The following is a 12,884-nucleotide window of genomic DNA, read 5'->3' on the forward strand; positions in this document are numbered from 1 at the left end:
GTACTGCATGGATCCAGCCCTTCTGTTCCCATCGCCTCAAGGTGTGGAGACACACCCCAAAATAATCCGCCGCTTCTCTCGGTTTTACATACCTAGCCATACCAAGCAGCCATACTGAACATACTGGGCATTATTTTCAGTATAGTCCAGCATATCATTGACTAGAGTCATGCTCTCTCAGCGGCTGGTGCGCTGGATTCAGAACTATCTATCCGAACACTCAGGAAACCTAAGAAACAACTCTTCACCCTGAAAGCCCCCTTTTCGAGGATACTGCCCCACCGTTCCAGTAGACTCAAACTTTGCTCTCCTTTTCGGGGAGATGGGGAATTGTTGGCACAGTGCTTGATCCTGGGTTAGAAATGCTACCGAAAAGCAGTGCACTCCTTGACACTTTCTAAACTTAACTTAATCGACAACCTTCATGAGCGCCTCCTGGGATCTGGTCAACCTGCTTACCTTACTCAACTGGAACACTCTGCCCGGATGGCTTTGGCTGCTCCTTTGGGGATCCTCACTGGCCGTGGTGATGTACTGGCAAAGGCGCTGGCTGCAGCGGGATCAGGTGGGTTTTCCCGATGTCATCATGCTGGCGCGTGCAGATACGACGGTGGTGGAATGTAACGAAGCTTGCCAGAAAATCTTGGGGGATTGGCGGGGCAGGCGCTGGATCGACGTGCTGCTGGCAGAAGAGCAGGAGCAGGCGCAGCAAAAGATAGCCCACCTTACCCCTCAGCAGCCCACCTTTACCCGGATTAGCAGAGTGGCGGATGCAGCGGGGCAGGTGCGGTGGTTTGAGTGGATCAACCAAGGCATTTTTGACCGGCGGGGCCGCTTCCAGTTCATTCGCGGGGTGGGCCGAGACATTACCGAGAAGAAACAGTTGGAAGAAAACCTGCGGCTGCGGGAAGCCCAACTGCGCACCTTGTTGGACGCCCTGCCATTGGCGGTGTGGGCCAGGGATCCCCAGGGAGTGCTAATTTTGCAAAATGCCACTGACCGCGCCTGGTTTGGCGATCTGCTGGGTACTTCTCTGGAGGAGGCAGCTCGAGAATATCCTCACTGGCTGGAGTACACCTCTCAAGTTCTATCCGACGTAGAGCGGCAAGGGTTTTGCCAATTCGAAGGTAAGGAAATGATTCAAGGCCAGGAGCGCTACACCTATCGCTTCGCTGTAAAGCTTCAGGATCAGTCTAAAGGATTAGGGCTTCTCGGCATTGTCCTAGATATCACCGAACAAAAGCGGCTGGAACAGGAGGTGTGGGAACAAGAAGAGCGTTTTCGCGCCTTCCTCAACAACAGCCACGACATTTTGTGTCGGATCGATGCCCAAGGTCTGCTGCATACCTTAAATCCTCCGGCTGCTGAGAAAATTTTGGGGCGTGCTCCCAATCAGGGAGAGGCCGTACCCTTGGATTGGGTTCACCCCGAGGATCGGCAGAACGTTGCTAATGCTCTTGAGCAACTCAAGGCTCGACCTGGCGAGACACTCAGCTTTATTTACCGGGCCCAACACGCCGATGGCCAGTGGGTGTGGCTGGAGAGCCTCTGCACCAATCTTTTGGAGGATCCCTCTGTGCAAGGGATCGTTTCCAGTACCCGCGATATCACCCAACAAAAGCAGGTGGAACTGGCTTTGCGAGAGAGCGAAGCCCGCTTCCGAGAAATTGCAGAGGCTGTACCGGTGGTTTTCTTTGTGTATTCTGCAGACTTGAGCCAGTCTCTCTACAAAAGCCCCCAAAGCGAGAAGATCTGGGGTTACACAGCAGAAGAGTTTCGCCGCAAGCCAGATCTCTGGAAAGACAGGATCCATCCCGAAGATCTGCCAAGGGTACTGCAGGCGGCCGCCCGAGCCACTCAAGAAGCCCAGCAGATCACCTACCGCCTTTTCCATCGGGATGGCAGGCTGCGCTGGCTGCGTACTTCTTGCCGACCCATCTTGAACGAACAGCAAGAGGTTATCCGTATTGTTGGCATTACCGAAGATATTACGGAGCAGAAAGAAGCAGAGCTGGCTCTACAAGAAAGCGAAGCTCGGCTTAGGGCTATTCTGGACGGGATCCCTTTTTCTATCTTTCTCAAAGATCTGGAAGGGCGCTATCTTCATGTAAACAAGACTTATCTACAACAGAGAGGCTGCAAGGCAGAAGAGCTCTTTGGAAAGTTGGATAGTGAGCTGTTCGCATCAGAAGAGGCTCTAGAATTTCGAGATCAGGATCAAAAAGTCCTGCAATCTCCGCATCCTGTCAGCTACGAGCGAACCTTTTTCCGCGATGGCAAGAGATTGACCCAGTGGGTCACCAAGTTTGCCCTGCGGGATCAGCAGGGGTCTCCTTACGCCGTTTGCGGCATCGCTGTGGACATAACGCCCCTCAAACAAGCCCAAGATCTGTTGCTGAAAGAAGCAGAGCGGGAGCGGCTGCTTGGAGCTTTGCTGCGACGCATCCGTCAGGATTTGGATTTGCAATCTATCTTGCAAACCACTGTTGCAGAAGTGCGAGAGGTTTTCCAGGTGGATCGGGTGATGATCTATCAGTTGCAGGAAGGTGTAGGGGGGTTTGTAGCTGCTGAGTCGGTGGCGGATCCCTGGCCCAGCCACCTGGGCCGCTACGTGTGGGATGAGTATTTCCAAAGGGATCCGCGCTATCGCAAGTACCAAGAGGGCTTTGTGCAAGCCATAGCCAACGTGGCGACGGCCAATTTGGATCCTTGCTATCGGGAGCTCTTGGAATCTTTCCAGGCCCAAGCCAACTTGGTGATCCCGATTCGGCAGGGTGAGGCTTTGTGGGGTCTATTGGTAGTTCAGCACTGCCAATCCAGCCGCCCTTGGCAAGAGTGGGAAATCCGGCTTTTACAAGAGCTGAGCGATCAATTAGCCATCGCGTTGCAACAGGCCCAGTTATATGAACAACTGCAAGCCCTCAATCAAACCTTGGAAGAAAAGGTTCGGCAACGCACCTCTGAGTTGCAGCGATCCCTGCAATTTGAGGCCCTGCTGAAACGCATCACTGACCGGGTGCGCGACTCTCTGGATGAAGCTGAAATTCTCAACACCGCTCTGCGCGAGCTGGGAGAAAACCTAAATGCAGATGGCTGCGATATTGGCCTTTACAACGCCGATCTCACCCTTTCCACCATCAGCTACGAGTACTGCCCCCGCTCCAATTCCTCCCTGAACATTTCCATATCCATAAAGGGTGGGCCTTACGACGATGTTCATCAACAATTGCTCGCAGGACAGCCCTGCCTTTTTTGCTTCTACTGTCCAGAAAAGACAGTGGAAAAGCGCCAGGTGGTCATGGCTTGCCCCCTGCCGGATAAAGGCCAAGTGCTAGGGGATCTGTGGATCTTTCGCTCAGCTGAGCGTTCTTTCGACCAGCAGGAGATGCAGCTTATCCAGCAGGTGGCCAATCAATGTGCTATCGGCCTAAGGCAGGCGCGCCTATTCCGAGCTGCCCAAGAGCAGGTGCAAGCCCTGGAGCGCCTTAACCGCCTCAAAGATGACTTTATCAGCACCGTCAGCCACGAGTTGCGCACTCCTCTAGCCAGCATGAAAATGGCGTTGCACATGCTGCAAGTTGCCCCTGCGAGGGAGAAGCAGGCCCAGTACCTATCCATCGCCCAGCGGGAATGCCAACGGGAGATCGAGCTGATCAATGACCTGTTGGATTTGCAGCGGCTAGAGGCAGGAGCCTATGCTTTGAATCTGCAAACGCTGACCTGGGAAGCCTTGTTGGGGGATTTGCTGTTGGCTATTGGCGAACGCGCCCGTACTAAGGGGCAAACCTTTCAAGCCAACGTGCCTCTGGAGAGCAGCATCACCACAGATCCTCTCCTTTTGGGGCGTATCCTGCGGGAGCTCCTGCACAACGCGGTGAAATACACCCCCGGCCAGGGATCCATCCGCCTAGAAGTCAGGGTTGAGGCCAACCGAACTCGCATCCAAGTCAGGAATAGCCAAGAGATCCCGGCTGAGGAACTCACCCGCATTTTCGATCGTTTTTACCGGATCCCCAGCCATGATCCTTGGAAAGAAGGGGGCACCGGTCTGGGCTTGGCTTTGGTGAAACAAATGGTGGATCAACTGAGGGGATCCATCGAGGTCAGCAGCGCCGCCGGCTGGACAACTTTCACGCTCCACCTGCCCCCTCTGCCCCAGTTTTAAAGGTTGAGCGGATCCCTGGGGACTCCTGCTTTGCGCTTGCGCTTTTCCAGGTTGGTTTCAAAGTAGCGATGGTTACGCAGATCTGGCAAGATTCCTGCCTCAGAAACTTAGCCCTTAAAGCGGCGCAGCGCCGATTTGATCCCTACCTTAGGGGTTCTCTCCCCCGGTACCTCTGCACAGCCCGTCTTATTGTAAGTTCTGTAGCAACAGATACGGAAATAGTTCCCAACACAGATGCTCATCTCGGCCAGAAGAGATAGAGGCTGAGTATTCTGAGGGTTGCTGTCGTATCCGGGATCTGGATTGGCCGCCAACCCAACCTTCTCAATCTGGTCACGCTGCCGAAGACGCGAGGCAGAGAGGATTTGTTGCAAGTAAGTTTCAATTCACAACTTTTTCTTAATAAGTGATTTCGGTTCTTGAGGATCTGGCTTACTTTGTTACCTGTAGAGTGTTCCTTGCCAAAAACCTATGAGCATTGTTGCCCAAGTCATCGCGCAGTCGGACGCGGCTGATCGCTTCCTCAGCAGTGCCGAGATCGCCAAGCTAGAGGATTTCTTCAGCAAGGGTCAAGTTCGCATCCGAGCCGCCCAAAAGTTAGCAGAGAACGAGCAAAAAATTGTCCAGGAAGGCAGCAAACGGTTTTGGGCCAAATGCCCCAACACCCCCAGCAATAAGGGCAACCCTCAAAAAACTGCCCTCTGTCAACGAGATCAAGGCTGGTATATCCGCTTGGTTAGCTATTGCATCTTGGCAGGCAACGATAAGCCGCTGGAAGATATCGGCTTGAACGGCATGCGAGAAATGTACATCTCTTTGGGCGTGCCGCTACCCAACCTGCGGGTGGCGATGAGCTGCCTAAAAGAGGTAGCTGCCGGCATTCTTTCTTCAGAGGAGATGGCTCTAGCTGCCCCCTACTTTGATCGACTGATTCGCGCTTTTTGAATCGATGAATGGATAGACAAATCGCTGCCCTCTCGCTCAGTTTTAGAGTTGAGGCGCGCTACTCCTGCCTCTGTGAGCTTGAGGTTTCGGCTGGCTTTGCGAGCTTGACCTGCAAGCTGTGAAGTTGTCTTAAGTTGCAATCCATAAGAGTTCTCACAGGCAATGCCTGAGCAAGCGGTGCAAGGACTCCGTCCCGCTAACGCGAACAGCATTTGCCCAATTGCCTCAAGAAATCAGTCCCTACTAGTGCTTAGAGGAGAAAAATCCATGAAAGATACCATCACTTCCCTGATTAACCCCGCCGATGAGAAAGGCTCTTACTTAGATGCCGCAGCTCTGGAACAATTAAATCGCTATTTCCAGAGTGGCAACATGCGCGTCAAGGCGGCCAAAACCATCAGCTCCAGCGCCAGCAGCATTATCAGCAAAACGGTTGCCAAGAGCTTGCTCTACGGGGATATTACCCTACCGGGGGGCAATATGTACCCTACTCGGCGCTACGCGGCTTGCTTGCGGGACCTGACCTATTTTCTACGCTATGCCACCTACGCCATGTTGGCTGCCGATCCCTCAATTTTGGATGAGCGCGTGTTGCAGGGTTTAAAAGAAACTTACATCACCCTCGGCGTTCCCATCGATCGCGTCATTCAGGCCCTCAATGCCATGAAAGAGGTCCTGACCGAAAGTCTCGACACAGAGGCAAGTCAAGAAATGGCCGTTTATCTTGACCATATCATTGCCGGTCTGAGCTAAACGTGCCTGTATTTTTGAGGGCTCACTGAGGAGCTATCTATGAATGCCAAAAAGATGCACCCATCGGGCTACCCCTGGTGGTTAGGTAACGCTCGATTGATGAACCTCTCTAATACTTTTATCGTGGCGCATGTGGCCCATGCGGCCTTGATCATGGCTTGGGCGGGGGGCTTTACCTTGTTTGAGCTGGCCAAGTTCTCGCCAGAGCGGCCCATGTACGAGCAAGGGCTGATTTTGCTGCCCCACTTGGCCACATTGGGGTGGGGGGTTGGCCCCGGTGGCCAGATCGTCAATACCTTTCCCTATGTGGCCATTGCCTCAATTCACCTGGTGGCTGCCGGCGTGTTGGCTGGAGGAGCCTACTTCCACCAAACCCAACTTCCCCCCAGCTTAGATATGGAATTCGGCAGGGCTGCCAAGTTTCACTTCACTTGGGATGATGCCAAAACGTTGGGAGTGATTTTGGGGCACCACCTACTGATTTTGGGCCTGGGATCCCTATTGTTGGTGGCCAAGGCGATGGTGTTCGGGGGGCTGTATGACGCCAACACCGGTCAGGTACGCCTGGTTACGGCTCCAACTTTGGACTTTGCCACCCTTTGGAACTACCGCACCCACCTGTTTGATGTCAATAATTTGGAAGACTTGGTGGGGGGCCATATCTATGTGGGAGCTCTTCTCTTGTTGGGAGGGGTGTGGCATATCCTGGTTCCGCCGTTTGAGTGGGTTAAAGCTCGCTTTCTCTTCTCAGCAGATGGGATCCTCTCCTACTCTCTATTCGGCATCGCCCTAGCCGGTTTTGCGGCTTCTTACTACTGTGGGTTTAACTCGCTGGCCTACCCGGTGGAGTTTTACGGCCCCACCCTGGAGCTGAAATCCGCCTTTACTCCTTACTACTTCGATCCAAATCAAACGGGAGCGTGGAACTACTCCTCAAGGGTTTGGCTGGCGAATGCTCACTTCTACTTAGCCTTCTTTTTTCTACAAGGATCCCTGTGGCATTTTCAGCGAGCGATGGGATTTGATGTCGGCAAGATGCTGCAGCTTTGGCAGCAGAGTCGGCAGGAAATGACCTCTCAGTCGGTGTATCAGGTTCAATTTCAGTGCCGACCTCAGCCTGACTTTGCAACTTTTTACGAGCCGCCCTTTGCAGGTCCAGAGCCTCTATCTGTATCTCCCGAGGATATCTACTGGTATCAGCCGCCAAAGGCTCCCAGCTCCAGATCTCTATCGTTGATAAACGGCGTTCGGCAAACTCTCTATGAAGTGAACTACACCCTTAGGAGGTGGATCTTCTACGAGCCCGCAAGAGAGAAGATAGCTTTCAATCGTTCTGACTTAAAGGCAGATTATGGTTCGCGCAAGTCAAGGGCTGATTTCTCGAAGTTTGCTCGATCTCTGCCCAAAGTCTTCTACGAGCCGAGCAGAGTTCAGGCTTAACCTACCTGGGATTTGAGGGGGTTTGGCCCTCAGGAGAGGTGATTACCCTGCCTGGGGGCTTTTTGCTTTGCTAGGGCTCCGCAGTGTGGGCTAAGGAAGGGAGTACCGATCTAGACTTGGCCTTGGTGAAGCAAATGGTGGATCAACTGAGGGGATCCATCGAGGTCAGCAGCGCCGCCGGCTGGACAACTTTCACGCTACATCTACTCCAATTGCTGCAATTCTAACCCCTACTCCACCACTCGCCCTCGCTTGGGGATTTGGGATACAGTACTGGTAGGGATCCTGAGGAGCTTTGCCTAAACCTATGACAACTCGCCTGGCTCCGCCTCTTACCCTTGAAGACTTCCTCAAGTTGCCTCACATAGAAGATTCTCCGGCATGGGAGTACGTGGATGGAGTTGCCATTCAAAAACCGCTGCCCAAAGTCCGCCATTCCATTTTGCAAAAACGCCTCGTGGCTGAGGTTGACGGCAGCACCACCAGCTATACTGCCCTACCCGAATTGCGATGCACTTTTGCCGGTCGTTCCATTGTTCCCGATATTGCTGTAATTGCGTGGGATCGAACTCGCCTAAGTGAAACAGGCGAGCCAGAGGATAACTTCACCGCAGCACCCGACTGGATTATCGAAATGCTTTCGCCGGGTCAAAGGGTAAGCCGTGTAATCGATAATATCCTGCATTGCCTAAAGCACGGCAGCAAATTAGGGTGGATGGTGGATTTAGACGATTACTCTGTTTTGATATTTGCCCCTCAACAAGAGCCGGAAATTTGCCGAGCAGATCGTCAGCTCAAGGTGATCGACGGGATCCAGTTAGCATTGACTCCACAACAAATCTTTGTTCTCCAATACACTACCCCCGCCGCATGGCCGTAACCCCCGTGGGATCCAGCACCTTGCCCCGTTCCACCTCGGCATAGACCAGGTAGCGATCCCCGCAGTCCATCCAAGTTTTCACACGGCACTCCAGGTAAGCTAAGGCATCCAACAAAATAGGGCAGCCATTCTCAGCAGTGGCCGTGGCCAAGCCGGCAAAGCGATCTTCTCCGGGCCGTTGAGGTCGCTGAAAGTGCCGCTGCAAGTTGCTACCTTTGCCTTCCCGCAAGATGTTGAGCACAAAGGGTGCCTGGGGATAGGTCAGCAGTTCGGCTTCTTGTTCCTTGTTCACCGACAGGGTTAGCCCTGGTGGATTGAAGCTGGCCTGGGCCACCGACCAGGTGAGAAAGCCACGGCGGGTCTGTCCTTGCAGAGCGGTAACTACGCACAGGGATCCCACCACCCGGCTCAGGGCTTGCCCAACCCGATCCGCCTGAGTTTCGCTGCTGGTTTGGCGAGGGGCGCGGGCTCGTTTGGCTTTGCGCAGGGCCTGAGCAAACTGGGATCCCGCCTCTTGGCAAGCTTCCAAGATCTCGGCGGTGGGCTTAAACTTGGCGCGGATCGTCTCAAACCCCAAGGTAAAGCCGGCATTGAGCAACTTGCTCTCGATGAGATCCACGGCCTCGCCGCTCCAGCCATAGGAGCCGAAGACCCCGGCCAGCTTGCTGGTGGGAACGGAAGAGAGAATCAGGCCCAGGGCTGTTTGGATCTGGACCGGGGGATGGCCGGCCAGGGTTGGCGAGCCGATGATGAACCCCTGGCAGCGCTCCAAGGCCTGGGCGATCTCTTCAGGGGTGGCCCACTCGCAGTTAATCCGCTCCACCGTAACTCCCGCCCGCTCCAAGCCTTGGGCAATGGCTACCGCCATCAAGCCGGTGTTGCCGTAGGCGGAGGTGTACAGGAGGGCCACCCGCTGCTCCAAGGGATCCTCTTCGCACCAGAGCTGGTAGTCCAAGCGCAGCCGCCGCAGGCTGTGGCGCACGAGGGGCCCGTGGGCAGGAGCGTAGATCTGGGCGGGGAATTCCTCCAGCTTGGCCAGGGCTGCCTTGACCTGGGGCGCTTGGTTGCGGTGGAGACAGTCGAAGTAGTAGCGGCGATCCTCGCTCAGTTGCCGCCAATGTTCATCGAATACCTGCTCGTCGCAGACATGGGCGCCAAAGAGCTTGTCGGTAAAGAGGATCCCGGTGGCCGGATCGTAGGTGCAGAGGGCATCGGGGTGGCGGGGCGTGGGCACCGTGCGCAAGTGCAGCTCATGGCCCTCTCCCAGATCCAGGCGATCCCCATCTCGGATGACCCGCAGGCGAAAGGACTGATTGCTGCCGTAGGGAATGCCAAAATCGGCGGCCTCCTCTTCGTCGCGGCCAGGAGGGGGGGACTCCCTGCCTTCAAAAGCTGCCCGCAGGGTAAGGGATCCTGGCTTAGAGCAGAGCACCACTGCGTAGGGGGCCAGCGGCAGAAGCGCCTTGAGGGTGGCGATGCGGTTGAAGTTGACGTGGCTGAGCAGGATAAAGTCCAGCCGCTGCAGGTATTGGTGCTGGGCCAGCTCCTCCAGAAAGATGTCCGTAAACGACTCCCCCGGCGGATCGATGAGCAGGGTTTGGCGGGCCTGGATGAGGTAGCTGTTGGCCGTGGTGCCCCGCTGCCGGGCATATTCCAGCTCAAACTTGAGGCGATCCCAGGTGCGGGAGCGCAAAACCAGAGTGGACGGGCCAATGACGGCCACTTGAACATCGCGAGTGGGAGTTTTGCTCGCCATAGCAGTCTCCAGGGGGCCTCTGTCCCCACCTTGCCACGAAACTAGGGAAATGGGGACCCCTTTTCCTCTATGGAAAGCTTCGAGAGCTAACGTAGAATTTGTCCATTCCCTGGGAGTGTTTGCGATGGCCCAAGCTTCTGGATCCGCCGGTGCTTCTGCTACGGCCTGGCATAGCCTCCCTCTTCCTGCTGTTATCCAGAAGTTGCAGACCGATCCCGATGCTGGCCTGACTACCCAGCAGGTGATCCAGAGGCAGCGGGAATACGGCCCCAACGAGCTAATCTCCTCTCCTGGACGCAGCGCCTGGCAGCTTTTCCTCGACCAATTCCGCAACGTCATGCTGCTGATGCTGATCGCCGTGGCGGCGATCTCAGCGACTCTGGACTTGCAGGAAGGCGAGTTCCCCAAAGATGCTCTGGCCATTCTGTTGATCGTCGGCCTCAACGGTCTGCTGGGCTACTTACAAGAAAGCCGGGCGGAAAAAGCGCTGGCGGCCCTAAAAAAGCTGGCCTCCCCCAGCGTGCGGGTGCAGCGGGACGGCCTGTGGCAGGAGATCCCCGCCAACCAATTGGTGCCAGGGGATCGCGTGCTCCTGGAAGCCGGGGTGCAGATCCCGGCCGATGGGCGCTTGGCGGAAGCGGTCAACCTGCAGGTGCGGGAGGCGGCCCTGACAGGGGAGGCGGTACCGGTTAGCAAGCAGGCTGACTGTGTCCTCCCCGAAGACACGGAGCTGGGGGAACGGCGCAACATGGCCTTCATGGGCACCGAGGTGTTGCAGGGACGCGGGATCCTCTTGGTTACCGCCACCGGTATGAACACGGAGCTGGGCAAGGTGGCCGCCCTGCTGCAAACGGTGGAAAACGAGCCCACCCCCCTGCAGCGGCGCATGAGCCAGCTGGGCAACGTGCTGGTGTCGGGATCCCTGGCCTTGGTGGCGCTGGTGGTGATCGTGGGGCTGCTGCAGGCCGGCAGCATGGCGCCTTTCACCTCGCTGCTGGAAATCTCTCTCAGTATGGCCGTAGCCGTGGTGCCGGAGGGGCTGCCGGCCGTGATCACCGTCACCCTGGCCATCGGCACCCAACGCATGGTGCGCCGCAACGCCCTCATCCGCCGCCTGCCGGCTGTAGAGACCCTGGGATCCGTCACCACCATCTGCTCCGACAAAACCGGCACCCTCACCGAGAACAAGATGGTGGTTACCGACATCCTCACGCCGGAGCGCCACTACCAGGTCAGCGGCAGCGGCTACATCCCCAAGGGATCCTTCTACTGCCGCGGCCAGCCCATTGATCCCCAGAGCGCCCCGGATTTGCAGGCCCTTCTCAGGGCGGTGGTCTTCTGCAACGATGCCCTGTTGCAGGCCAGTCTTCCAGCCCAACGGGGCGCTGCCCCCACCTGGTCGATCCTAGGGGATCCCACCGAGGCCGCCCTGCTGGTGGCTGCTGCCAAGGCCAACCTGCAGAAAGCTTCCCTTCAAGAGCAGCACCCGCGCGCGCAGGAGATCCCCTTTAGCTCGGAACGCAAGCGCATGAGCGTGGTGGTGCAGGAGGAGGGCAGCTACCGCGTCTACGTCAAGGGATCCCCGGAGCTGGTGCTGGAGCAGTGCGCCCAGATCCAAAAAGGCGGAACCTGGCAGGAGCTGTCAGAAGCCGAGCGCCAAGCCATTCTGGCTGCCAACAACCGCCTGGCGGCCCAGGGCATCCGGGTTTTGGGGGTGGCCACCCAGCAGTTGCAGCGGATCCCGGAGAACCTGGAGGAGATCGAGCGCAACCTGGTGTGGCTGGGGCTGGTGGGCATGTACGATCCGCCGCGGCCCGAAGCGCGGGAAGCAGTAGCCCGCTGCCGCCAGGCCGGCATCCGCACCCTGATGATTACCGGCGATCACCAATTGACCGCTGTGGCCATTGCCCGCGAGCTGGGCATTCTCGACTCGGAGGGCCAAGCCATTGACGGGCGCACCCTCTCTCGGCTCAGCTTTGAGGAGCTGCTGCAGACGGTGCAAAGGGTCAACGTCTATGCCCGTGTTGCCCCCGAACACAAGCTGCGCATCGTCCAAGCTCTGCAAAAACAAAACCAGTTTGTAGCCATGACCGGGGATGGGGTCAACGACGCCCCTGCCCTGCGCCAGGCAGATATTGGCATTGCCATGGGCATCACCGGCACCGACGTCAGCAAAGAGGCCAGCGACATGGTGCTGCTGGACGACAACTTCGCCACCATCGTGGCGGCCATTGAAGAAGGGCGGGTGGTCTACAGCAACATCCGCCGTTTCGTGAAATACATCCTGGGCAGCAACATCGGCGAGGTGTTGACGGTGGCTGCTGCCCCTATCTTGGGCCTAGAGGACGTGCCACTGACGCCCCTGCAGATCCTGTGGATGAACCTGGTAACCGACGGCCTGCCCGCCCTGGCCTTGGCGATGGAGCCAGCAGAACCAGGGGTGATGCAGCGCCCCCCCTTCAACCCCAAAGAGAGCATCTTTGCCCAAGGGCTCGGTGCCTACATGGTGCGCATCGGTGTGGTCTTTGCCATCTCCACGATCCTGATGATGGCCATCGTGGAAGCCTATATCCCCCACTGGCGCACGATGGTCTTCACCACCCTGTGCATTGCCCAGATGGGCCATGCCCTGGCAGCCCGCTCCAACGACAAGCTGACCCTCGAGATGAACCCCTTTTCCAACCCCTACCTGCTGGGGGCCGTGTTGGCCACTTTGCTGTTGCAGTTGGCCCTGCTCTATGTGCCCTTCCTGCGCAACTTTTTCGGGACAGAAGAGTTGACCCTTCCAGAACTGCTCATTTGCCTGGGCTTTAGCACGGTGGTGATGGTCTGGGTGGATCTGGAAAAACTCTACCGCCGCTGGCGCCAGGGATCCCGCTGAATCTTCACAATTATTTTTCACAATAAAGCATCTTCACAATAAAGAGTCTCTCTCCCTACTGCAC

At 56.6% G+C, this 12,884-nt stretch carries 6 protein-coding genes and 3 pseudogenes; 6 read left to right on the forward strand and 3 right to left on the reverse strand.

Annotated elements, in window-relative coordinates; genetic code table 11:
• Window positions 1–100: pseudogene (locus SYN60AY4M2_RS00005) on the reverse strand (IS607 family transposase); the annotation flags it as partial.
• 324 nt (window positions 101–424) lie between these two features.
• Here SYN60AY4M2_RS00005 and SYN60AY4M2_RS00010 point away from each other — a divergent pair.
• Window positions 425–4,165 carry a PAS domain S-box protein gene (locus SYN60AY4M2_RS00010; protein ID WP_099812039.1) on the forward strand — a complete coding sequence of 1,247 codons (3,741 nt, stop codon included), beginning with the start codon at window positions 425–427 and terminating at the stop codon, window positions 4,163–4,165.
• On the opposite strand, the pseudogene rpsU reads toward SYN60AY4M2_RS00010, so the two are convergent.
• Window positions 4,162–4,305, reverse strand: a pseudogene (gene rpsU, locus SYN60AY4M2_RS14275) (30S ribosomal protein S21). The gene SYN60AY4M2_RS00010 and the pseudogene rpsU sit on opposite strands and share 4 nt — an antisense overlap.
• A gap of 331 nt (window positions 4,306–4,636) precedes the next feature.
• Between rpsU and apcD the strand changes: the two are divergent.
• The 4 genes and pseudogenes from apcD to SYN60AY4M2_RS00035 all read left to right on the forward strand — a co-directional run bounded on the left by apcD (window position 4,637) and on the right by SYN60AY4M2_RS00035 (window position 8,183).
• Complete coding sequence (apcD, locus tag SYN60AY4M2_RS00020) at window positions 4,637–5,110, forward strand: allophycocyanin subunit alpha-B (RefSeq protein WP_099812040.1); 474 nt, start codon at window positions 4,637–4,639, stop codon at window positions 5,108–5,110.
• Window positions 5,111–5,377: 267 nt separating this feature from the next.
• The gene (locus SYN60AY4M2_RS00025) at window positions 5,378–5,863 is read left to right on the forward strand and encodes an allophycocyanin subunit beta (RefSeq protein ID WP_099812041.1); all 486 of its coding nucleotides are present in this window, start codon (window positions 5,378–5,380) and stop codon (window positions 5,861–5,863) included.
• 39 nt (window positions 5,864–5,902) lie between these two features.
• A pseudogene (locus tag SYN60AY4M2_RS00030) lies at window positions 5,903–6,889 on the forward strand (chlorophyll a/b binding light-harvesting protein); the annotation flags it as partial.
• 721 nt (window positions 6,890–7,610) lie between these two features.
• A complete protein-coding gene (locus SYN60AY4M2_RS00035) occupies window positions 7,611–8,183 on the forward strand; it encodes a Uma2 family endonuclease (protein WP_099812043.1) in 573 nt (190 codons plus the stop codon).
• On the opposite strand, the gene SYN60AY4M2_RS00040 is transcribed toward SYN60AY4M2_RS00035, so the two are convergent.
• Window positions 8,161–9,939, reverse strand: a complete 1,779-nt coding sequence (locus tag SYN60AY4M2_RS00040; protein WP_099812044.1) for a diflavin flavoprotein — start codon at window positions 9,937–9,939, stop codon at window positions 8,161–8,163. The two genes, SYN60AY4M2_RS00035 and SYN60AY4M2_RS00040, sit on opposite strands and share 23 nt — an antisense overlap.
• 124 nt (window positions 9,940–10,063) lie before the next feature.
• Between SYN60AY4M2_RS00040 and SYN60AY4M2_RS00045 the strand changes: the two genes are divergently transcribed.
• The gene (locus SYN60AY4M2_RS00045) at window positions 10,064–12,820 is read left to right on the forward strand and encodes a cation-translocating P-type ATPase (RefSeq protein ID WP_011430492.1); all 2,757 of its coding nucleotides are present in this window, start codon (window positions 10,064–10,066) and stop codon (window positions 12,818–12,820) included.
• The last annotated feature ends 64 nt before the right edge of the window (window positions 12,821–12,884 follow it).

The organism is Synechococcus sp. 60AY4M2, assembly GCF_002760375.1.
Lineage (GTDB): Bacteria > Cyanobacteriota > Cyanobacteriia > Thermostichales > Thermostichaceae > Thermostichus.